This window comes from Marinobacter flavimaris (assembly GCF_045057155.1).
In the GTDB taxonomy this organism is placed as follows: Bacteria; Pseudomonadota; Gammaproteobacteria; order Pseudomonadales; family Oleiphilaceae; genus Marinobacter; species Marinobacter manganoxydans.
Genome location: NZ_CP171359.1, coordinates 2202273 through 2224938 on the forward strand (window position 1 = coordinate 2202273; position 22666 = coordinate 2224938).

General features: G+C 58.6%; 22 protein-coding genes. 6 read left to right on the top strand and 16 right to left on the bottom strand.

Going from position 1 to position 22666, the window contains the following annotated elements; genetic code table 11:
- Positions 1 to 21: 21 nt before the first annotated feature.
- The 4 genes from bioC to bioB form a co-directional block, all read right to left on the bottom strand.
- The gene (gene bioC / locus ACGK9W_RS10300; RefSeq protein WP_008170089.1) at positions 22 to 846 is read right to left on the bottom strand and encodes a malonyl-ACP O-methyltransferase BioC; all 825 of its coding nucleotides are present in this window, start codon (positions 844 to 846) and stop codon (positions 22 to 24) included.
- A complete protein-coding gene (locus tag ACGK9W_RS10305; RefSeq protein WP_405420851.1) occupies positions 834 to 1589 on the bottom strand; it encodes a carboxylesterase in 756 nt (251 codons plus the stop codon). The genes bioC and ACGK9W_RS10305 overlap by 13 nt, the downstream gene beginning before the upstream one ends.
- Positions 1586 to 2761, bottom strand: a complete 1176-nt coding sequence (bioF, locus tag ACGK9W_RS10310; RefSeq protein WP_405420854.1) for an 8-amino-7-oxononanoate synthase — start codon at positions 2759 to 2761, stop codon at positions 1586 to 1588. Before bioF ends, ACGK9W_RS10305 begins: the two co-directional genes overlap by 4 nt.
- A 73-nt stretch (positions 2762 to 2834) precedes the next feature.
- Complete coding sequence (bioB, locus tag ACGK9W_RS10315) at positions 2835 to 3893, bottom strand: biotin synthase BioB (RefSeq protein ID WP_405420856.1); 1059 nt, start codon at positions 3891 to 3893, stop codon at positions 2835 to 2837.
- A 263-nt stretch (positions 3894 to 4156) separates the two neighbouring features.
- Here bioB and ACGK9W_RS10320 point away from each other — a divergent pair, with 263 nt between their 5' ends.
- A complete protein-coding gene (locus ACGK9W_RS10320; protein WP_227497727.1) occupies positions 4157 to 4678 on the top strand; it encodes a ComF family protein in 522 nt (173 codons plus the stop codon).
- Here ACGK9W_RS10320 and ACGK9W_RS10325 read toward each other — a convergent pair.
- Positions 4675 to 5772, bottom strand: coding sequence for an NAD(P)/FAD-dependent oxidoreductase (locus ACGK9W_RS10325; protein ID WP_008170080.1), 1098 nt, complete (start codon positions 5770 to 5772; stop codon positions 4675 to 4677). The two genes, ACGK9W_RS10320 and ACGK9W_RS10325, sit on opposite strands and share 4 nt — an antisense overlap.
- A gap of 164 nt (positions 5773 to 5936) precedes the next feature.
- Here ACGK9W_RS10325 and ACGK9W_RS10330 point away from each other — a divergent pair, with 164 nt between their 5' ends.
- The 5 genes from ACGK9W_RS10330 to cmoB are packed head-to-tail and all read left to right on the top strand — an operon-like array spanning position 5937 to position 9553.
- The gene (locus tag ACGK9W_RS10330) at positions 5937 to 6359 is read left to right on the top strand and encodes a hypothetical protein (RefSeq protein WP_039881815.1); all 423 of its coding nucleotides are present in this window, start codon (positions 5937 to 5939) and stop codon (positions 6357 to 6359) included.
- A gap of 10 nt (positions 6360 to 6369) precedes the next feature.
- Entirely contained in the window at positions 6370 to 7386 is a 1017-nt protein-coding gene (locus ACGK9W_RS10335; RefSeq protein ID WP_405420859.1) for a serine/threonine protein kinase, read from the top strand.
- Between the two features lie 34 nt (positions 7387 to 7420).
- A complete protein-coding gene (locus ACGK9W_RS10340) occupies positions 7421 to 7789 on the top strand; it encodes a hypothetical protein (RefSeq protein ID WP_008170074.1) in 369 nt (122 codons plus the stop codon).
- Positions 7782 to 8558: a carboxy-S-adenosyl-L-methionine synthase CmoA gene (cmoA, locus tag ACGK9W_RS10345; RefSeq protein WP_008170072.1), complete on the top strand. Its 777-nt coding sequence runs from the start codon at positions 7782 to 7784 to the stop codon at positions 8556 to 8558. The genes ACGK9W_RS10340 and cmoA overlap by 8 nt, the downstream gene beginning before the upstream one ends.
- A 2-nt stretch (positions 8559 to 8560) precedes the next feature.
- Positions 8561 to 9553 carry a tRNA 5-methoxyuridine(34)/uridine 5-oxyacetic acid(34) synthase CmoB gene (cmoB, locus tag ACGK9W_RS10350; protein ID WP_405420864.1) on the top strand — a complete coding sequence of 331 codons (993 nt, stop codon included), beginning with the start codon at positions 8561 to 8563 and terminating at the stop codon, positions 9551 to 9553.
- Between the two features lie 54 nt (positions 9554 to 9607).
- On the opposite strand, the gene ACGK9W_RS10355 is transcribed toward cmoB, so the two are convergent.
- The 11 genes from ACGK9W_RS10355 to ACGK9W_RS10405 all read right to left on the bottom strand — a co-directional run bounded on the left by ACGK9W_RS10355 (position 9608) and on the right by ACGK9W_RS10405 (position 22600).
- A complete protein-coding gene (locus ACGK9W_RS10355; RefSeq protein ID WP_405420867.1) occupies positions 9608 to 10903 on the bottom strand; it encodes an adenylosuccinate synthase in 1296 nt (431 codons plus the stop codon).
- An 83-nt stretch (positions 10904 to 10986) separates the two neighbouring features.
- Positions 10987 to 12168 carry an ATP phosphoribosyltransferase regulatory subunit gene (locus ACGK9W_RS10360; protein WP_153637131.1) on the bottom strand — a complete coding sequence of 394 codons (1182 nt, stop codon included), beginning with the start codon at positions 12166 to 12168 and terminating at the stop codon, positions 10987 to 10989.
- A 173-nt stretch (positions 12169 to 12341) separates the two neighbouring features.
- Entirely contained in the window at positions 12342 to 13217 is an 876-nt protein-coding gene (hflC, locus tag ACGK9W_RS10365; protein WP_069183029.1) for a protease modulator HflC, read from the bottom strand.
- A 2-nt stretch (positions 13218 to 13219) separates the two neighbouring features.
- Complete coding sequence (gene hflK, locus ACGK9W_RS10370; protein WP_069183028.1) at positions 13220 to 14407, bottom strand: FtsH protease activity modulator HflK; 1188 nt, start codon at positions 14405 to 14407, stop codon at positions 13220 to 13222.
- Positions 14408 to 14490: 83 nt separating this feature from the next.
- Positions 14491 to 15789, bottom strand: a complete 1299-nt coding sequence (hflX, locus tag ACGK9W_RS10375; protein ID WP_405420872.1) for a ribosome rescue GTPase HflX — start codon at positions 15787 to 15789, stop codon at positions 14491 to 14493.
- A gap of 118 nt (positions 15790 to 15907) precedes the next feature.
- The gene (gene hfq / locus ACGK9W_RS10380) at positions 15908 to 16159 is read right to left on the bottom strand and encodes an RNA chaperone Hfq (RefSeq protein ID WP_008170056.1); all 252 of its coding nucleotides are present in this window, start codon (positions 16157 to 16159) and stop codon (positions 15908 to 15910) included.
- Between the two features lie 33 nt (positions 16160 to 16192).
- A complete protein-coding gene (miaA, locus tag ACGK9W_RS10385) occupies positions 16193 to 17197 on the bottom strand; it encodes a tRNA (adenosine(37)-N6)-dimethylallyltransferase MiaA (protein WP_405421043.1) in 1005 nt (334 codons plus the stop codon).
- Between the two features lie 28 nt (positions 17198 to 17225).
- Positions 17226 to 19136, bottom strand: a complete 1911-nt coding sequence (mutL, locus tag ACGK9W_RS10390; RefSeq protein ID WP_008170053.1) for a DNA mismatch repair endonuclease MutL — start codon at positions 19134 to 19136, stop codon at positions 17226 to 17228.
- Positions 19137 to 19156: 20 nt separating this feature from the next.
- Positions 19157 to 20461 carry an N-acetylmuramoyl-L-alanine amidase gene (locus ACGK9W_RS10395; protein ID WP_405421045.1) on the bottom strand — a complete coding sequence of 435 codons (1305 nt, stop codon included), beginning with the start codon at positions 20459 to 20461 and terminating at the stop codon, positions 19157 to 19159.
- 92 nt (positions 20462 to 20553) lie between these two features.
- Positions 20554 to 21051 (bottom strand): tRNA (adenosine(37)-N6)-threonylcarbamoyltransferase complex ATPase subunit type 1 TsaE, encoded by a 498-nt coding sequence (gene tsaE / locus ACGK9W_RS10400; protein ID WP_041645383.1) that lies wholly within the window; start codon positions 21049 to 21051, stop codon positions 20554 to 20556.
- Positions 21035 to 22600, bottom strand: coding sequence for an NAD(P)H-hydrate dehydratase (locus ACGK9W_RS10405; protein ID WP_405420876.1), 1566 nt, complete (start codon positions 22598 to 22600; stop codon positions 21035 to 21037). Before ACGK9W_RS10405 ends, tsaE begins: the two co-directional genes overlap by 17 nt.
- Positions 22601 to 22666: the final 66 nt, after the last annotated feature.

Genomic DNA, 22666 nt, shown 5'->3' on the forward strand with positions numbered 1-22666 from the left:
ATTGCGTCCTGTCGCGGAGTCCTATCGTTTCTGCCAGTAAACCCAGGCAGCTTCATAGCTTGCCATGATAGAGCCGTCCGGCTCCCTGGGATACTGCTTACACATTGCCCGCACTCTGCCGGGTGCCGTAACTGCTTTTCGCCGACCACCGCCCCGAAAGCCCGCCCCAAGATGGCGGAGCTCACCTGCCAGGGCCATGGGCGAATCGTAGGGCAGCCTGATGGTGCGGGTTTCAATGCTGGCATCGGACAATTCGGCGCGCACTTTGGCCTGCAATCCGAGCTCGGTCTCAAACTGATTCACGTGCTGATGATCCGGATCTGCTGCCTGCCAGGCGTTTTTCAGTTCACGCAGCGTGCCATCAAGAAGCGTCGAGATCATGAGAGACCCACCGGAACGCAGAACACGCAGGCATTCCCTAAGCACCGAACGGGGATCATCACACCACTGAATCATGAGGTTACTGAAAATCAGGTCGACGCTGTCATCGGGTAAGGGCAGGTGCTCGGCATCGGCCACAATCCAGCTGATTCCGTCAGGCCCACTCTCACGAGCCTGCTCCAGCATACCCGCTGACAGATCCACCCCGGCCAGTGCCTCAACGCGCCCCAGGTCAGCGAACTTGCGGGTAAACCAACCGGTGCCACAACCAAGGTCCAGCACGCTTGAACGAAACGGGCCTTCCTCTCTGGACTGGAGTTTTTGCAGCATGGTGTTACCCATGAATCGCTGCAGCCGGGAGGCGCTGTCATATGAGCCGCTGGCGTTGCCAAAGCCCCGGGCAATATCCGACTTCAGGGTACGGGAAGCACCCGCTGTCTCCGGCGCGAAGCTTATAACGCCCATGACGGCCCCCTTTGCGAGGCAAAAAACGCCTGCATTGCACCCCAGCAATCAGAGGCCGAACATCCACCCGGCCAGTGCGCCATGCCCGAAACCATCGCATGGCTGCTTGAAGACGGAACGGGAAGATCATTAGCCCAGGACCGGACCACAATATCCTTTTCACCCATGATATGAAGGGCGGGCGTGGCGATCGAATGCCATAAAGCTCGCTGATCCCCGGTTTCCAACCAGGCCAGACTCTTGCAGAGGTGTTCGTGAGAAACCAGGGTGCCTTTTTCCAGCCAGGGTTTGAGTCTTTGCCGCTCTCCTTTCTCATGGGCAGCGCCGTTAATCATCAACAACAGAAAATGCAACCAATACCGCTGGGGATCGCGCCGGATACCGAGGGCGAAAGCCCGGAAATCCCCTGCCGGCATCCCATGGGGCCAGCTTTCATCGGCAACAAACTTGGGAAAACCGCCCAACGTTATGGCGCAGGATACCGAGCCAGTCTCCCGTGCGGCAGCTTCCATCACAACCTGACTGCCCAGGGACCAACCCATCCAGACCGACGGCTCCGGATACAGGGACAACAGCTCATCGGTTACTTCTGAAAGCGAATCGCAACGGGCCAGCAACTCATCATCCAGCGACACCGGCACTACTTCCCCGGGCCAGTTACCATAAAGTTCCGACAGCATCTCTGCACGAACGCCCCAACCGGCAACCACCACCAGACGAGGACAGACCTTACCGGAGCTCATATCGCCACATCCGCCTTTTGAACCAGATGACGGCACTCGGAAAGCGCGCTCAACAGACAATCAAGATTCTCCTGAGAATGTGCGGCACTGAATGTAACCCGCAAACGGGCCTCACCCACCGGAACCGTGGGCGGGCGAATCGCCGAGACCAGCAAACCTCGCTCCTCCAGCGCCTGACTCAGTGCCAGGGCGTCGTGATTATCGCCAATCATGATCGGCTGGATCGGCGTATGCGAGGGCATCAATTCATAGCCCATGGCAGAGGCCTCACGACGGAACCGGGACACCAGTCCCAATACATGATCACGACGCCCCTGATCCCGTTCAATAAGATCCAGGCTCGAAATGGTCGCCATGGCAAGCGCCGGCGGCATCGCCGTCGTATAAATATAGGTCCTGGCCTTCTGCACCAGATAATCCATCAGCATCGACGGCCCGGCAACAAATGCGCCACTGGTTCCGACCCCCTTGCCCAGGGTGCCGATCAACACGGGGACATCCTCTTCGGACAACCCCGCTTCAGCGACGCTGCCCCGCCCTTCAGGTCCGAGTACGCCAATTCCGTGAGCATCATCAACCACCAGTAACGCATCGTGGAACCGGCAGACCCGGGCCAGCTCCGCCAGGGGCGCAATATCGCCGTCCATGCTGAAGACCCCGTCGGTCACCACCAACTTGTGCCCGGACGTCTCCGCCAGCATCGCCTCCAGCGCCGCGACATCGCCATGGGCATAACGGCGAACCCTGGCCCGGCTCAGGATACAGCCGTCGATGATGGATGCATGATTCAGGCGATCCGAAAAAATCGTATCGCCCCGCCCGGCCAGTGCCGAAATAACGCCCATATTCGCCATGTAGCCAGTGGAGAAAAACAGCGCCGAACTGCGTCCGGTAAACTCCGCCAGACGAAGCTCCAACTGGTGATGGGCATCATGGTGACCACAAATCAGATGGGAAGCCGCGCCCCCAAGGCCTGTTTTGGAAAGCGCATCACGGAGGGCCTCGATATTGGCAGGGTTATTGGCAAGACCAAGGTAATCATTACTGCAGAACGACAACAAAGGTTTGCCGTCAGCAATGAGAGAGGGCCTCTGAGGACCGGCTACATGCCGACGCGTCCGATACAGACCGGCCTGTTTCCGCTCTTCGAGTTCAAGGGCAAAATCCCGCACGATAGCACCTGGAGGTTAACTCAACGATCCGGGCAACGAGCGGGTGAGCTCGCTGCCTCCCAAGATCAAATACTCAGGCAGACTCCCGCGTAGCGTCGTAGAACATGTGACGGGTCGCCTCATACTCCACGGCCTCGGCAATCGCCTCCTCTTCCTGCTCCTCCGACGCACACTGCTCCCGCTGCTCTGGGCGAATACCGAGGCGTTTGAACAACAGCATATCGGCATCGGCCTCCGGATTGGCGGTGGTCAGGAGCTTTTCGCCGTAGAAGATCGAGTTGGCACCAGCCATGAAACACAGAGCCTGCATCTGCTCATTCATGTTTTCACGCCCAGCTGACAGGCGAACGTGGGAAGCCGGCATCATGATCCGCGCCACCGCAATGATGCGGATGAACTCGAATGGATCCAGATCCTCGACATCCTCCATGGGCGTACCTTTCACCTTCACCAACATGTTCACCGGCACACTCTCCGGATGGTGAGGAAGGTTTGCCAACTGCATCAGCAGACCAACCCGGTCATCCTCATCTTCGCCCATGCCCATAATGCCGCCGCAGCACACCTTCATGCCGGCCTTGCGAACATTGTCCAGCGTATCCAGGCGGTCCTGGTAGGTTCGCGTGGTGATGATGTGGCTGTAGTATTTCTCAGAGGTATCCAGGTTGTGGTTGTAGTAATCCAGCCCGGCATCGGCCAGTTCCACCGCCTGCTCTTCTTTGAGCATGCCAAGGGTCATGCAGGTCTCAAGCCCCAGGGACTTCACCTGTTTGACCATGTCCAGAACATAAGGCATGTCCTTCTGCGAAGGACTGCGCCAGGCGGCGCCCATGCAAAACCGGGAAGCCCCCTTTTCTTTCGCGGCCCTGGCCTCAGCCACAACTTTTTCGATTTCCAGCAGCTTCTCTTTCTCAAGACCGGTGTTGTAATGACCGCTCTGGGGACAGTATTTGCAATCCTCCGGGCAGGCGCCGGTCTTGATCGACAGCAAGGTGCTTACCTGAACCTCGTTAGGATCAAAATACTGGCGATGCACACTCTGGGCACGGAACAGTAGATCGTTAAAAGGGAGTTCGAAAAGCTCGCGAGCTTCCTGCAGTGTCCAGTCGTGGCGGAGTTCTGTAGCGGTCATGTAAAAGTCCTGTTAACCTTTCCCGGTCTCTGGGTTTACGGATGAATCAGATGATAAAGGGACTGAACTGGCTGTCAACCTTCGTGGACGAAAAGGTTAACAGCATCAGGCACGGCGGACTGTGTGTCGCCTGCCTTTCCTCACAGGCATTCAACGGCTTATGCCAGCCTTGCCGGGGCGACCTACCAGTGAACCGCTGGCACTGTCGCTGCTGCGCCCTGCCCCTGGCTTTTCCCTCCTCGGAGCTGCTCTGCGGTGACTGTATGAAACACCCGCCGGCTTTCGATAGCTCTTTTATTCCCTGGCGCTACCAGTACCCACTCGACGGCATGATTGGCCGATACAAGTATCGGGGCCAGCGCAAGTTCGGAAGACCATTGATGGCGGATTTTGCTGACTTGGTGCAGAAGGCTCGGCTCGATGGTGCTATCGCAATGCCAGAAGTACTGGTACCCGCGCCAATGGATGCGCGGCGACGCCGGCAACGCGGGTTCAATCAGGCCCAGGACATTGCCGAGACGATTGCCAGCGCCCTGGATCTCCCGGTCGACAACGGACTTGTCAGAAGGGTTCGCCGTGTCCGGTCTCAACGGGAGTTGAACCGGGAGGCCCGACTGGCGAATCTTCGCGGGGTATTTGAGGTCATCCCGCCAGTGCCAGAGCGAATAGCGATTGTCGATGATGTGGTGACCACCGGCGCGACCGTCAGGGTTTTATCATCAGCACTTCGGGAGGCCGGGGCCCGGAACATTCAGGTTTGGGCACTAGCCCGGACGCCAGGTTAAGACAGCAAAGCTTTTACACGCTCAGCAATTGCCAGGCAGGATGTTAAACCCGGCGATTCGATACCGAACAGATTAACCAGTCCCGGCATACCGTGCGTCTCTGGACCATCAATCCGGAAATCCGCGAAGCCACCATCGGGGCCTATCAGCTTCGGTCGGATGCCGGCATAGGCGGGCTGAAGTCGGGTCGGGTCGAGTCCTGGCCACCATTGGCGGATGCCTCTGGCGAAGCCTTCCTGGCGGCTGGGTTCCACGGTGTAGTCTTCCTTTTCGATCCACTCTACATCCGGACCGAAACGGGCCTGGCCAGCGAGATCGAGAGTCAGGTGGATACCCAGGCCCCCGGGTTCAGGAACCGGATAGATCAGGGTTCTGAAAGGTGTTCGTCCGCTGTAGCTGAAGTAGACGCCCCTCGCGAACCATTGCCGGGGAATGCAGTCGTCGGGCAGACCTGCCCAGTTTTTTGCCAGCGGGACGGCGCCGAGCCCGGCGGCGTTAATGACATTTTTCGCTTCCAGAATTAGCGGGGTTTCGCCTGCCACGTTTAGACGGTGCCGCTGGCTATCCGATTCAGCAGCCGCTACCGGTGAGCGTAGAGCGAGCTGGCCGCCGGCATCATGGAGCTCGCCAAGCAAGGAGAGCATCAGCCCGTGGCTGTCGACAATACCGGTTTCGGGGGACCAGAGCCCCGAGCTGGCGCAAATACCCGGAGCGCCTCGGGCGACTCTTTCGCCATCATACAGCTCAAGTTCAACACCGTTGCTGGCTGCCGCAGCCTGAATATCAAAGAGCTTGTCATTCTGTGCCTCGTCGACGGCAACAATCCACTTACCGCATTTACGGTGTCCAACCTTGTGCGTCAGGCAATAGTCGTAAAGCTGCCGTCGACCCTCAACACACAACTCCGCCTTCAGTGATCCTTGCGGATAATAAATGCCGGCATGAATGACTTCGCTGTTTCGTGAGGAGATGCCCTCACCAAACCGGTCTGAGCTTTCCAGAACGATGACCTCATGCCCGGCTCTAGCCAGAGCGCGGGCAATAGCCAGCCCAATGACACCGGCGCCGATAACAACGGTTTGGATTTCCAGCACTTCTGTCGACACTTATGGTTGGCCCTGCTCCACTGACAAGAGGTTGAGCATATCCTATACCGCCAGCCCGGCGAAAACGGGCGCCGGCGGGCTCAATACATTACTCAAGAGCCCATACCGGTTATACTTGGCTCCGGAAAGTAGTGCATGGAGCCCGGCTTATGATGTCTGACAGGAAGCAGTTTGTTCTGGTAATGGTGGTGGCGGCCCTCTTTGTCGGGTGGCTAGGCTGGCGGGGCTTTGAAGTAATCAGCCTGAACGAGCGGCTGAAAGCGGATGAGGTGGTTGCCAGCTACCCCTACAAGCACCGGGTACTGAGGGTGGAGGGCGACACGGCCATTATGAGCTCACTGCGGTCCCACACCACGTCCACCCACAAGGCGCTGAGTGCGGTATTTCCGAGTATGCGCAATCTTGGGGACAGTCATCGCGACTGGCAGCGGGCAGAACGCGAGCTTGCACAGGTTCAGGCCCGTGCCGGAGACGTTATTCTTGGGGCTTCTGGCATCAGCCGTATCCGCTGGGAGCTGGACGAAAACTGGTACCATCTGCAAACCATGAAATCCAAATACGACACAAGGCTCTGAAACGCCCTTTATGACCCATGACCCCTCATTTGCGGCATCCACCCACCCCTACGATTCCCTGACGCCGGATATCATTCTGGATGCGATGGAAGAGGCAGGGTTTGCGGTAAGTGGCCGGCTGTTCGCGTTGAACAGCTATGAAAACCGGGTCTATCAGGTAGGCCTGGATGAAGGCGCCCCGGTAATTACCAAGTTCTATCGGCCGGGCCGATGGAGCGAAGCGGAAATCCGCGAGGAACATACATTCACCCTGGAGCTCCTGGAAGCCGACATTCCGGTTGTAGCACCTATGAAGCTGGCGACCGGGGACACGCTCGGGCGCCATGGTGAGTTCCTGTTTGCGGTATTTCCGCAGCGTGGCGGGCAAGCACCAGACACCAGTGTTACCGATACCCTTTACCGGCTGGGGCAATGGCTGGGTCAGATCCACAATATTGGCGCCAAAAAACCGTTTGCCCATCGCTCGGGCATGGATTTGCTGGATGGCATCGAAGCCAGCAATCGGCTTTTGTTACGGGGAGACTGGATTCCGACGGATCTGAGGCCAGCCTGGGACAGCCTGATTCCTGACCTGCAAAGACTCTGTGCCGCTCGGGTTGACGAAGCCGGTCCGGTGGAAACCCTGCGACTTCATGGCGACTGCCATGCCGGCAATATTCTCTGCCGGGACGAACAGATGCTGTTCGTGGATCTCGACGATTGCCGCACCGGACCCGCGATCCAGGATATGTGGTTGCTGCTGAACGGAGACGACTTCGAGCGCGGCGCCCAGCTGGGAGAGTTGCTGGAGGGCTATGAAATGTTCCGTGATTTCAATCGCCGCGAGCGCCACCTGATTGAGCCGCTGCGCTGCTACCGGCAGATTGCCCATTGCGCGTGGCTGGCAAAGCGCTGGGACGACCCTGCATTTCCGCGCTTCTTTCCCTGGTTTGCCCAGCCACGGTTCTGGTCAGACCAGATTCTGTCGCTCCGGGAGCAGTTATCAGCCTTGCAGTCACCGGCCATCACGGTGCCGGGACAATACTGACCAACACTTTTAATTCGTTTGATTTGAGGTATGCATGAGCCAGAATGAGGCCCGTTACACCGTCCGTAGCCTGATCGTAACCGCTGTGGTTGCGGCTATTGGCACCGTTCTTGTATTGGAGATGAGCGGCAGGATCAACCACAGCGAGAACAAGGATCATATGCCTGTTGGCGATTTCCAGGCCATCCATGTAACCGAGGAGGATCCGTTTCGCATGTCGCCCAAAGCCTCGGAACTGCACGCCGTTTGCGAAAATGGTTACCTGGCAATTGCCGCCGATGTGGATCCCTCGTTCCGGGGAATCCTGGTGGACTATAAAAATCGCGGCGTACGCTGCTCAAGGCCCTCCCCGACCGGGCCTGCCGTTCTGCCCGCTCCCGAGACTCCGGACACCAATGAATAAATCCCGCAAGCCGTCGGAGGCACCCGAGCAGACCACGGACCGGCTGTTTGCCACAGAGCGCCGGCCGGAGGACTTCCGATTCGACGCATCGGTGGCAAGGGTGTTTCCGGACATGATCCGGCGCTCGGTGCCGGGCTACACCACCGTCATTCCGATGATCGAGGTTATCTCGGAGCAATATGCCCAGCCCGCCACCAACTGCTATGACCTGGGCTGCTCACTCGGCGCTTCCACGCTGGCAATGCGCCATGGTATCGCCAATGCGGACTGCAACCTGATCGGAGTGGATAACTCGAGCGCCATGATCGAACGCTGCGAGCATTACATTGCACTGGACGACAGTGCGCTCCCCGTTACCCTCAGGTGCGAGGATATTCTGGACACCGAGCTGAGTAATGCCTCGGTGACCACTCTGAATTTCACCTTGCAGTTTGTCGATCCGGAGAAGCGGGCCGGCCTGCTTGCGCGCATTGCTGATGCCACGCGTCCTGGCGGTGTCCTGATCCTGTCGGAGAAAGTTCGCTTTGAATCTGACGACGAGCAAGCCATTCAGACCCGACTGCATCACGAATTCAAGCGCGCCAACGGCTATTCGGATCTTGAAATAAGCCAGAAACGCACGGCGATCGAACAGGTGCTGATTCCCGAAACACTGGCTGCGCACAAGGCGCGCCTGTTGTCGGCAGGTTTCGATGACGTGGTGGTGTGGTATCAGTGCTTCAACTTTGTTTCCATGCTCGCCATAAAGGCCAACCAAACCACCGAATGACCATGGCAGACTTTGACTGGAAAGCCCGGTTCGGGCCTATCATCGATGAACTTGAGAAAGACGGCCTGGAGCACTGGGCGACGCAACTCCAACAGCAACTGACCCACCGCTTTGAGGACCGCCCCCACGGCGATCTCGATCGCTGGCAAGCTGCCCTTGACCAGCTACCCGGTCTGACTCAGGTAGACGCGCAACTGGACCAATCCGCGGTAACCCTGACCTCCAGGCAGCCCCTGACCGTGGCACAACGGGAGCAACTGGAACTCGGATTACGCGGCCTGATGCCCTGGCGCAAAGGCCCCTTCGACTTCTTCGGTACGTACATCGATACCGAATGGCGCTCTGACTGGAAATGGGACCGCGTGTCGCCTTACCTTTCAGACCTTTCCGGTCGTCGCATACTGGATGTGGGTTGTGGCTCCGGGTATCACTGCTGGCGCATGCTGGGCGAAGGCGCGGGTCGGGTGATCGGCATCGACCCGGGGTTGCTGTTCCTGTTCCAGTTCTTCAGCGTCAAGGACTACCTCGGTGATGTCCCGATAGACCTGCTGCCCGTTCGGATGGAAGACCTCCCCGCCGACCTTGAAACCTTCGACACCACCTTTTCCATGGGGGTTCTCTATCATCGGCGCTCACCGCTCGATCATCTGCTTGAACTGAAGGGGACGCTTCGCAGGGGCGGGGAACTGGTGCTGGAAACACTTGTCGTTGAAGGCCCTGAGGGCTTCAGCCTGATGCCCGAGGATCGCTATGGGCAGATGCGGAACGTCTGGTTCCTCCCGTCCTGCGACACACTGCTGCGCTGGTTGGACCGCACCGGCTTCCGGAATGCCCGGGTGGTCGATGTCACCCCTACGACCACAGACGAACAGCGAAGCACCGACTGGATGCGTTTCAACTCCCTCCAGGATTTTCTGGATCCGAACGACCCCTCAAAAACCGTGGAAGGATACCCGGGCCCACTTCGGGCCACCGTGATTGCCGAGAAGCCCTGAACACGAAAAAACCGCCGTGCCTTTTAAGCAGGGCGGTTTTTTTAACGTTGGCGATTACTCGCCGAACGGGTGACGCAATGTAATCGTCTCGATACGATCCGGACCAGTAGATATCACATCGATCGGCGCTTCGATCTGCTCTTCCAGGAAACGGATGTAGGCCTTGGCGTTCTCCGGCAACTGATCAACGCTGGTCAGGCCAACGGTGCTTTCGCTCCAGCCGGGCAGTTCCTCATAAACCGGCTCGATGTCCTTGTAGCTGTCGCAGCCGATGGGCGGCCGGAAAATCTCGCCGTTAGGCGTCTTGTAGCCTACGCAAACCTTCACGGTTTCCAGTCCGTCCAGCACGTCCAGCTTGGTCAGACAGATACCGGACACACTGTTGATCTGGATGGCGTGGCGCAGAGCCACCGCATCGAACCAGCCACAACGGCGGGCGCGCCCGGTTGTAGTGCCGACTTCGTTGCCCTTCACCGCCAGGTGGTTGCCCATATCGTCGAACAGTTCGGTCGGGAACGGTCCGGAGCCTACACGGGTGGTATACGCCTTGGTGATTCCCAGCACATAGTCGAGGAACAGCGGGCCGAAGCCGGAACCGGTGGCCGTGCCGCCAGCGGTGGTGTTGGAAGAAGTCACATACGGATAGGTGCCAAGATCGATATCCAGCAGCGAGCCCTGGGCACCCTCGAACAGGATATTCTCTCCACGCTTACGGAAATCATGCAGCATGTCGGTCACGTCCGCCGCCATGGGCAGAATTTCCTCACCCATCTGCTTCAGTTCTTCCAGTGCGGCATCAATATCTTCGGCTTCTTCCTTGAAGTACTCGGTCAGGATGAAGTTGTGGTAAGACATGATCTCGCGCAGCTTCGTTTCGAAGTCGGCGGGATTGCACAGGTCACCCAGGCGCAGGCCGCGGCGGGAAACCTTGTCTTCATAAGCGGGGCCGATACCGCGACCCGTGGTACCGATCTTGTCGACGCCACGAGCCCTTTCCCGGGCCTGATCAATGCGGACATGGGTGCGCAGTATGATCGGGCACGCCAGGCTGATACGCAGGCGATCGCGAACCGCCACATCGTTGGCTTCAAGCTCTCGTACTTCTTTGAGCAGAGCTTCCGGAGAGAGGACAACACCGTTGCCGATAAGACAGTAAACATGCTGCCGCAGAATACCGGAAGGAATCAGGTGAAGCGCTGTTTTCTTGCCGTCTATTACCAGGGTGTGTCCGGCGTTGTGCCCGCCCTGGAAGCGAACAACCGCTGCGACCTTGTCAGTCAGCAGGTCAACAATCTTACCCTTGCCTTCATCACCCCATTGGGTGCCCAGCACAACAACGTTTTTACCCATGATTCTCTCTCAATGCGGCTGCCCCGAAGGACACGCGTTTCGCAAGTTTACCTGTAAATGAATTCACCGAGGCCCCGGGGCCATCAGCCCAGCTTCTGCACGACCCACTGGCCGTTCTGTTTCACCAGCTCCCGATCACAGCCTTTGGTCGTCGGATTAACACCCTCGTCTTCGGGCAGAGCCCGGACAACGGTCTCTGTCATTCTCAGACCGGAAATCACGCCTTCAAGAGCGGGGTCATCGTCCGCCGGCGCCCAGACAGCACCCGCCTTTCGTGCCACCCGCTCTCCGAGGGCGACGAGAGCCCGTATATCGAGACTGAACCCGGTTGCCGGGCGGGCCCGACCAAAATCGCTGCCAATGGCATCGTAGCGACCGCCTTTGGCAACGGAATCACCATGGCCAGGCACATAGGCCGCAAACACCAGCCCTGTGTGGTAGTTGTAGCCACGCAGCTCGCAGAAATCGAATCCGAAGCTGATCTCCGGATAATCCCGACTCAACATATCGGACACCCGCCCGAGCTGGTCAAGTGCGGCATCCAGGCTGTCGGAGGCGCCCTGCAGGATCCGGCGGGCTTCATTCAAGGCCTCCGGGCCGCCACTGACGCGCGCAAGCTCGCGCAGGCGGGCCCCGGCTGAACCTGCAGCACACTGCCCCAGCAGTTCGTCAAGCTCGGGGACCGATTTGCGGGCCATGGCATCGAAAATGGCGCGCTCGGTATCCCTGTCAAAATCCGCTTCGCCGATCAAACTCTCATAAATGGCCACGTGGGCCAGATCAAGGTGAATTCGCGGCAAACCCGCCACCCGGAGAGTCTCCAGCATCAGGCTGATCACTTCCATGTCCGCAGCTTCCGAGGCACTGCCGAATAGCTCGCAACCGGCCTGGATAGGAGTACGACCTGTCAGCATATGCCGGGGACGGGTATGGAGTACGTGCCCGGCATAGCACAGACGGGTGATCCCTTCCTGGCCGAGGGTGTGGGCATCAATCCGCGCTGCCTGGGGCGTCATATCAGCGCGAACACCCATCATGCGCCCGGTCAACTGGTCGGTGAGCTTGAACGTCTGAAGCTCCAGGTCGTTTCCGGTTCCGGTAAAGAGGGATTCGAGATATTCAATGAGCGGTGGGATTACCAGCTGATAACCCCAGCGCTGGCAGGTATCCATTACATCCCGGCGCAGGGATTCGATCCGTCCGGCCAGCGGGGGCAAAATATCCTCTACCCCGTCTGGCAGTAACCAGCGATCAGATACTGTCATGAGATTCCGTTGTCCGTTATATCCGCTCCGGCGCAGTCGGCGGGGGATCACACAGGATTTAAGGCGGCACTCGTTAAAAAGCCCGACACAAAACCGGCAGAATTTTACACGGTTGGCGGGCACAAAAAAACCGGAATACGGAGGTATTCCGGTTTTTGCTGTCAGGCTCCGGTTTACTGGGTGCCCTGGGGGTCGTTCAGGAACTTCATGAACGCGCTGTTGGAGTCGATCACCATGATGTCATCCTTGCTCATGAAGGTATTGCGATAGGCCTGAAGACTCCGGTAGAAGCTGTAGAAGTCCGCGTTCGAGCCATAGGCATCGGCGTAAATCCTGGCCGCCTCACCGTCGCCTTCACCACGGGTTTCTTCCGACTGGGCAAAGGCCTCCGCCAGAATAACGGTTCTCTGACGATCCGCGTCGGCCCGAATACCCTCGGCCAGCTCGCGACCCCGGGAACGGAATTCCTGGGCCAGCTTTTCGCGTTCGGTCGCCATCCGACGATAGACGTTTTCGCTCACCTGTCCCGGGAATTCGATTGCCTTGACCCGGATGTCCAGGACTTCGATGCCAAATTCGCTCTGCGCGGTCTGGTTTACACGATCCCTCAGGGTGTGCATCAGCTCATCCCGTTGGCCAGACACTACTTCAACCATGGTCCGGATACCAAACTCATCTCGAAGTCCATTGTCCACTCGAGAGGCGAGCAGAGACTGCGCACGGAACTCGTCACCGCCGGTCGCCCGGTAGAACTGGTCCACATCCCGGATCTTCCAGGCGATGTAGGAATCCACATCCAACGGCTTCTTTTCCACGGTCAGGTACTGCCGGGAGGGCAGATCCATGGTCAAAACCCGGATATCGAATTCACGAACCTGATCGATGACAGGAACCTTGAAATGGATACCTGCCTGAATGTCAGTCTCTACCAGCTCACCGAACCTGAGCAGAACGCCCCGGTGGGTTTCCGGAATAATGTACACACTGGACAAGACCAGCAGGACAACAATAAGGGCGCCTGCAAGGCCCACTACACCTTTAGGTCCCATAATTATCTGCTCCTCCGAACGGTAGTATCCTGCCTGCTTCGCAGTTCCTGCAGAACCTGATCAGTCAGGGTCTGGATATCCACATTGCCTTGATTGCTACCGGAAGAAGATCCACCGGTGCGTGGCAGAGAACCTTGAGTCAGACGATCAAGCGGCAGGTACATCATGTTGCCGCTGCTCTCTGTGTCGACCAGGATCTTGCTGCTATTGGCCAACACTTCTTCAACGGTTTGCAGATACAGACGTTCACGAGTCACGGTCGGAGCCATCTCATACACAGCCAGGAGCTCGAGGAAACGGGCGGTTTCACCACGAGCCCGCTCGATCACTTCTTCCTTGTAGGCATTAGCCTCTTCGATCATGCGCTGAGCCTCCCCACGGGCCTCAGGTACGACTCGGTTGCGATAGGTTTCAGCTTCTTCCTTGACCCGCTGCTCGTCTTCCCGGGCGCGCTGAACTTCACGGAACGCATCCTGAACCGGGGCGGGGGGCTGGGTACTTTCAACGTTCACCCGCACCAGCTCCAGACCGGTGCCATATTCTCTCAGAAAGGTCTGAAGCCTTTGCTCTACTCGAACAGCCAATTCGGCACGGCCTTCGGTCAGCACGTCATCCAGGGTGGAACTGCCCACCTCATGACGGATGGCACTATCAGTCGCGAATGCCAGCGCCTGGTTGGAATCACGAACGTTCAGGACATAGGCTTCTGCGTCGCCTACGCGATACTGCACCTGCAGATCCACAGTTACCAGGTTTTCGTCCTGAGTGAGCATCTGGCCACTGGACTCGGCAGTTCGAACACTGGTGACACGCACCTTGGTTACACTGTCGATCAATGGAACCTTGAACCTCAGACCAGGGTTAGCGGTCTGATGGTACTCACCGAAACGAAGCACAACCGCCCGTTCCTGTTCGTCCACGGTGTAAAACGACTGGAAAATCACGTAGCCGACTACCAGGATGCCTGCAAGCGCGAGGATGGCCCCGAAGCCGCCGGCACTTCCGCCGCCGCTGCCACCACTTCCGCCGGACTTGCCACCCTTGCCGCCCAGCATTTTGTTGAGCTTGTCGAGACCTTTTTTCAGCGCCTCATCGAGGTCTGGCGGCCCCTGATCATTGCCGCGTCGACCACCACCGGTACCCCAGGGGTCATTGTCGTTACGGTTTCCACCCGGTTCGTTCCAGGCCATAGTGCTCTCCGTTACTGACTTATAGATAGAATGGCTGCAAATACTAGGGATTTATCTCCGCCCCGGCAATAGCCGGGGCGGTTTCATGCGTGTCCACCGTCCAGTCGGATTGACTTTTCGTTGACGCCGGCCCGGCTGAGCAGTTGTTGCCAGTCCCGATTCTGCAATCGCACCTCAACAACGGTGTCGCCGGAATCACGGTACTCCTCACTCAGCACCGAACCCGCTTCATGCAGCAGTGCGCGCAACTTGCCATCCGCAGGACCAAGCAGGACGAAGTGATGGACCACATCTTCTGCTACCCGCTCAACGATCGCATCGAACAGACCGTCCAGGCCCTCACCGGTTACTGCTGACACCCAGGCCCGGACTGGAATCCCCTCTTCATTTCGCTCGACACGCGGTGTGAAGTTTTCCAGCAGATCAATCTTGTTGAACACCTGCAGCATGGGAATCTCGTCTGCACCAATCTCCGCCAGAACCTCTTCAACCTGCTCAATATTCTCGTCGCGGCGCGGATCGTGGCAGTCGATGATATGTAACAGCAAAGTCGCCTGCGTGGTTTCTTCAAGCGTCGCCCGGAACGCCTCAACCAGCTTGTGCGGCAGATGCCTTATGAAGCCTACGGTGTCCGCCATTACGACCGGCCCGATATCCGGAAGTTCCAGCCGCCGCAACGTCGGATCAAGCGTGGCAAACAGCTGGTCTGCAGCATATACGGACGAAGTGGTAATCCGGTTGAATAGCGTGGATTTTCCAGCGTTGGTGTAACCGACCAGAGACACCGTGGGAATGTCAGCCCGCTCACGGGCTCTTCGCCCCTGGTTCCGCTGGCGGCGCACCTTTTCCAAACGTTTGTGGATGGACTTGATCCGCTCCCGCAAGAGTCGGCGGTCGGTTTCCAGCTGGGTCTCACCGGGGCCGCGAAGACCAATACCCCCTTTTTGACGCTCAAGGTGGGTCCAGCCCCGAACCAGACGCGTGGACATATGTTCAAGCTGGGCGAGTTCTACCTGGAGCTTGCCCTCGTGAGTCCGCGCCCGCTGGGCAAAGATATCGAGAATCACACCGGTTCGGTCCAGCACACGGCACTTGAGCTCATGCTCAATGTTGCGTTCCTGGCGAGGACTCAGGGCATGATTGAACAAGACAACATCAGCCTCATTGGCCGCCACCGCGTCACGAACTTCTTCCAGCTTGCCCTCACCGACGAAAAATCTGGGACTGGGCTGCTTGCGGGACCCGGTAACGGTTGAGACAGGCTCAACACCGGCAGAGGTGACCAGCTCCCGGAACTCACCGGGGTCTTCGGTACCATCGTGGGCAGTAAAATCGATGTGGACGAGGACCGCGCGCTCACCGACATCAGGACGTTCAAACAATTGGCATCAACTCCGGGGTAAACACATGATGAGGGTCATAAAAACAAACACCCGCAGCCACAAGACCCCTTGTCGGGATCCTCTGGAACGCGGGTGGCAAGATCGGGAAACGGATGGATCAGTCTTCAGACTCGCCCTCTCCTCCCGGAGCCTGCTGCGGAATGCGGACATTTCGGGCAGGAACCACAGTGGAAATAGCGTGCTTGTAGACCATCTGGCTAACAGTATTTTTCAGCAAAATCACGAACTGGTCGAAAGATTCGATCTGGCCCTGTAGCTTGATACCGTTGACCAGAAAGATGGAAACCGGAATGCGTTCCTTGCGCAGTGCATTAAGGTAAGGGTCTTGTAACGAATGCCCTTTTGACATGTGTTTTCTCCTGTTTTTAGTAAGTGCAGATCGTCATTTGTAAAATTTAAATGTGGTGCGAAGTCGGAATTTTTTCAAGGCTGCCTCAGCGATAAGTTTGTCGTCGCTATCCAGCCACTCCACATCGGACCACTTGCGCAACCAGGTCAACTGCCTCTTGGCAAGCTGGCGTGTTGCTGCCACTCCCTTGCCAACAAATGTCTCGTAATCGTCTTCTCCGGACAAATAACTCCAGGCCTGACGATATCCGACACAACGCATGGAAGGGAGATCAGGGTGCAAGTCTTCCCTGAGCATCAGTGCCCGCACTTCGTCAAGAAAGCCTGCATCCAGCATTTTCAGGAAACGCAGGCGAATTCGCTCATGAAGCACGCGCCGCTCCGGCGGCATCATGGCAAGCTGAACAACAGTATACGGAAGCAAAGATGTTTCGTCTGCCTGCCAGCGAGTGAAATAGGTGTAATCCTCAATGTCGCCGACCTGCGCCACTGCCGTCGTTTGCTCACAGCCACCCTGATCGGCTCGCCAGAACTCCGAAATCGGCTTGCCGGTAAGGCGCAATACCTCCAGGGCCCGCATCAGACGCTGCCGGTTGTTCGGATGGATCCGCTCGGCTGCCACCGGATCACTGGCCCGCAGCTCTTCATGCAAAGCCTCCCAACCCCGCTCCTCTGCCTCCTGCTCCAGCGCCCGTCGTACGTCGGGGCTGGCCGATGGCAGACCGGACATTCCATGCAGCAACGCTTTGAAATACATCATGGTGCCGCCGACTAGAAGCGGGATCCTGCCTGCGGCCGTTATTTCGGCCATGGCGGTCAGCGCGTCCCGACGGAAATCCGCAGCGGAGTATGTTTCCGCCGGATCGCAGATATCAATCAGCCTGTGGGGCGCCCGCGCGAGCTCTGCGGCCGTGGGTTTGGCCGTTCCGATATCCATACCCCGATAGATCATTGCGGAATCTACGCTGATGATGTCGCAAGGCAGGTGGTCGCAGAGCGCCATGGCCAGGTCTGTCTTTCCGGAAGCCGTGGGCCCCATCAGAAAGATGGCAGGAGGCAGTGACACCTCAGCGCCCCCGGAGAAACAGCTTGTCCAGCTCAGACATGGTCACCAGGGTCCATGTCGGCCGGCCATGGTTGCACTGGCCACTGCGCTCGGTCGCCTCCATGTCCCTGAGCAGCGAATTCATCTCCGGAATGGTCAACTGCCGGTTGGCACGCACTGAACCATGGCATGCCATGGTGCCGAGCAGCTCATGCGTCACCGCCTCGACACGATCACTCTGACCGTGCTCAATGAGATCCGCCAGAACGTCACGCACCAGCTGTTCTGTGTCAGCACCCCGCAGAAGCGCGGGCACCTGCCGCACAGCGAGGGTTTCCGGACCAATCCGCTCAATCTGGAGACCAAGCTTCTGCAGTTCTTCACCGTGACTCTCGGTCAGGGCGGCTTCTTTCTGGCTGACCGCCAGCGACAGCGGCACCAGCAACGGCTGGCTTTTAAGGTCCTGCTCGGCAAGCGCCCGCTTCATTCGCTCATAGGTAATGCGCTCGTGGGCCGCGTGCATGTCCACAACAATGAGCCCCGCACGACCCTGGGCAAGAATATAGATCCCGTGCAGCTGGGCGATGGCATATCCGAGCGGCGGCTCCTGGTCACTGTCTGCAGGCGGTGTTGGCATTGGTGTGGCGGCGCGATCGCTTACGGGCATAGCCTGCTGTCCGTCGCTTCCGCCACCGGCATTCAGGGACTGATAAAACGCCATCTGATCGCTGGCGCGCCACTCCTGTTGGGGCTGCGACTGTCCGCCAAAGCCGGCGCCTGAGCTGCCGGGGTAACCATAGCTGGATACCGATGGCTGGCCGTTCCAGCCCGCCTCTGCAGAGGCACCGGTGGACGGAACGGCTTCCTGACCCTGGGTGACTGCTTCGCGACCAAAGGACTGCGCCACCGCGCCGCGGAAATGATCGTCCGGCCGGACATCGGCCAGCGCCTTGTGCAGGGTTCTGAAGATGAAATCGTGAACCAGCCGACCATCCCGGAACCGGACCTCGTGCTTGGTCGGGTGGACGTTTACATCGACGGTGGCGGGGTCGACTTCCAGATACAATACAAACGCCGGGTGCCGGTTATTGTAGAGTACATCCCGATAGGCCTGGCGCACGGCATGAGCTACCAGGCGGTCACGAATAACGCGGCCGTTGACGAAAAAATACTGAAGATCGGCCTGGCTGCGCGAAAATGTGGGAAGAGCGACCCAACCCCAGAGGCGCAGCCCGGTGGCCTCCGCATCAATAACCACCGCGTTATCGATAAACTGCTGGCCGCACAGGGATCCAATCCGACGCTCGCGATCGAGGGCCGATTCCGCTGGCCTGAGGCTTTGAACGACACGCTGGTTATGGCGCAACGTGAAGCCAGCATCGAAACGGCTCAGCGCCTGGCGCCGCACACATTCTTCGACGTGATTGAATTCTGTCTTTTCAGTACGCAGGAATTTGCGGCGAGCCGGGGTGTTAAAAAACAGGTCGCGCACTTCAACGGTCGTTCCGACCGGATGCGCTGCAGGCGAAATTCTCGCGTCCATTTCCCGGCCCTCGACCTCGACCCGAGAGGCCGCTTCCTGCGACTCGGTCCTTGAGGTCAGGGTAAGACGAGAGACAGAGCTGATACTGGCAAGCGCTTCTCCCCGGAAACCCAGGGACGCCACGGCTTCCAGATCGTCCAGACTGGCAATCTTGCTGGTCGCATGGCGGCTTAGCGCCAGGGGAAGATCGTCTTCCTCAATACCACTGCCGTCATCCCGAACTCGAATCAGCTTGACGCCGCCCTGCTCCACCTCAACATCGACGCGGTTGGCGCCGGCATCCAGGGCATTTTCAACCAGTTCTTTGACGACAGACGCGGGGCGCTCAACCACCTCACCCGCGGCAATCTGGTTCGCGAGCCGCGGTGACAGCAATCGAATGGGGGGCATGTTACAGAAAAACCTCTTGATCAGGACGCGGGAATACGAATGGTTTGCCCTACCATAACACGGTCGTCCCGAAGGTCGTTAAACTGCATCAGCTCACTGACGGTCGTCTGATTTTTCCGGGCCACGCCGGATAGCGTGTCTCCACGCTGTATCCGATAGTGGCTGATGCTGTTTCCACCCTGGCGATTCTGTTTTTGCCACGCCAGCAGGGTTCCAGGCGGGGGCGTTTTCTGGAAGTAGTCATCTATGCCTTTCATGATGGCGCCGGCCAGCTTGTTGCGATACCACTCAGTGGCCAGGTTTTTCTCTTCCTGGGGATTCGATACGAAGCCTGCTTCCACGAGGATGGAGGGAATATCCGGTGATTTCAGAACCGCAAAAGCGGCCTGCTCAACGCCAGGCTTGTGCAACTTCGCCACGCCGCCCAATTTGCCCAGGACCGAACTGCCAACCCCCAGACTGGCGTTGATACTGGCCGTCATGGAGAGGTCCAGCAGAACACCGGCAAGCATGTCGTCACGGCCATCGAGGGACAGCCCGCCGGCACCACCGATCAGATCCGACCGGTTCTCACTATTGGCCAGCCAACGGGCGGTTTCACTGGTGGCGCCGCGTTGGGAAAGGGCGAAGACCGAGGCACCTTTGGGTTGTGGTGTACGGAAGGCGTCGGCATGGACCGAGACGAACAGGTCAGCGTTGTATTTCCTGGCCAGAATCGTGCGATTGCGAAGGCCAATGTAGTAGTCCCCGGTTCTGGTCAGCTTGGCGGTATAACCCGGCCGATCATTGATGAGGTTGGCCAGGGTTTTCGCCATTTTCAGAACCACATCCTTTTCACGGGTTCCCCGCGTACCAATAGCACCCGGATCTTCCCCGCCGTGCCCGGCATCAATGACCACAATAACGTCCCGCTTTCCGGATGAATCCTGGGTCACGGTGGGCGTTGTCGCCTTTTCCAGCCGGCTACCGCTTTCATCAATCAGGTCGACCACCAGTCTGTGGCCGTACTGCTGATTCGGCTCGAGCTGAAAACTCCGCGGTTTGATGTCAGCCTTGAGATCCAGAACGACGCGCAAATCGGTGCCGTTTCTGGGGGCGCTGCGGATTCGCTTGATCGGACTGCCGGAAAGGTCCAGACCGGAAAAATCGGTCTTCAGGTTGGCATTCTTGAGATCGATCACCAGCCGCGCCGGGCCGCTCAGGGAGAAAATGTTGTGCTCCACCTGCCCGCCAGTGTCCAGAACCAGCCGGGTATGATCGGGCGCGGGCCAGATACGGGCACTCTCAACCTGTGTCGCCGCCGAACCGTGAAACGCCAATGTCATAAGCAATAGCGCAATCGGCCAGACCAGTTGTTTACTCAGCTTTGCACAATTCATAAAGCTTACCTGCCAGTTTATTCCCGGTTCCGGGCTCACTATGACGCCGGACCAATCAACTCCAGTTCGTTCAGCACCCCGGCGCCCAGCTCTGAGCGGGCCCTGAGGACTACAGAGCGCCCCTCTCCCCGGGTTTCGAGATGAACCTCCAGGTCCGGCTCGGGCAATATGCCCTTGCCTCTCTCGGGCCACTCGATCAGGCACAGGTTTTCGGCGGAAAAATAATCGCGGATGCCCATGTATTCCAGTTCTTCGGCGTCGCCCAGGCGATAAAGATCAAAATGGTATGTCGGTGGATTCAGAGTCTCGTAGGGCTCTACCAGGGTATAGGTCGGGCTCTTTACGGCCCCCTCATGACCCAATCCGCGCATGACGCCCCGACTGATGGTGGTTTTACCCATGCCAAGCTCACCATCCAGATAAACAACCAGGCCATGGCCAGATTCCACGACGGTTCTGGCCAGCTCCCGACCGAGATGCTCGGTTTCGGCCTCGTTCTCCAGAAAAACCCGACGCTCGTTACCCATTATGCTCATAACGATTCAGCCCCGGACTCCTTTCAGATTCCCGAAACACCAACGGCAGCGCATCGATAACATCGGTCGGTATCAGCCCGATAAACCCCGTGGTTCTCGCAGCACGGTCAGCCGCAGCAAGGTGCACGGATGCACCCAGCACGGCCGCTTTCTGTCCGTCGCCAATCTGAGCCAGAACAGCCGCAACAATACCTGAGAGCACATCTCCCATTCCGCCAGTCGCCATTCCGGGATTGCTGCCACTGATGATATCCAGGCCACCGTCCTCAGACGCGACAACGGTGCCGGCGCCTTTCAAAAGCACCGTGCCGCCATACAGCGCCTGCAGATTTCTGGCGGCGGCCATCCTGTCTGCCTCAACCTCGGGCACCAGGCAATTCAGCAACCTGGCCGCCTCGCCCGGATGAGGAGTCAGGATGTGATTATCCGCTGGGATGGCTACCCGACCAGACAAAAGGTTCAGCGCATCCGCATCCAGCACCCGCGGCTTGCCGCTGGCAACCACCTGCTCGAGCATCTGCTGGCCCCAGGCGCTTCGCCCGATACCCGGGCCACACACGACAACCGAGGCAGCATCAAGCAACGTCGGCAACTCCGAGCCATGGATCAGGCCATGAACCATGACGGATGGACATCTTGCCAGGGCCGCTGTCACATGCTCGGGGCGGGTCGCCAACGACACGAGCCCGGCACCCGATCGCGCCGCAGCCTCTGCCGCCAGCAGACCGGCCCCACCGAATCCGCGATCACCCGCAACCACCAGCACATGCCCGAATCTTCCCTTGTGAGCGTTGGCAGGCCGGGGTGGTAGCCAGGGCATCACAGAACCCCAGTCACGACGGCGGGCGACGGGCTTCTGGCCGCTACCGGCGATACCCTCGTCGGTATCCAGAGATTCGAAAACCACCTCGCCGCACGCTGCTGCACCTTGCCCCGTGAACAAGCCAGCCTTGAGCCCGATAAAGGTCACTGTCCTGGCCGCATTAACCACATCCCCCTCGGCCGCTCCCGTGGTCGCATTAAGCCCGGAGGGCAGATCCACTGCAAGGACAGGCGCTAAAGCGCTGTTACACCGGCTTATCAGAGTCGCAAACGGTTCCCGGGGGGCACCGGACACGCCAGTACCGAGCATGGCATCAACAATCAGGCCCGCGCTGGCAAACAGATCGTCCAGCGATGACTCGCCGAGAGCCTCGAGGTCAAGAACATCTACACCGTCCGCCAGGGCCTTTTGCCAGGCTTTACGGGCGTCGCCGGACAATTTGCCGGTTGGCGCAACCGCGACACAGCTGACGTCCAGATCGTGCCTTTTCGCACTTGCCGCGACCAGGTAACCGTCACCACCGTTGTTACCCGCACCGCACAGGACCAGCACCGAGCCGCAGTTTGGCCAATGCCGTACCAGGCAGCGAAAAGCGGCGTGGGCGGCGGACTGCATCAGTTCAAAACCATCAACACCTTGCTGATCAATCACATAGCGATCGATCTGCCTCACCGCATCGGCGGAAAACAGTGCGTCTGGTAGACTGTGCCCAGCGGACGGCGGCATGAACCTTTGCTCCCGTTACAGAAACCGGTTTAAGAAAATTGGCCAGATACCTGTAAAGCATAGCAA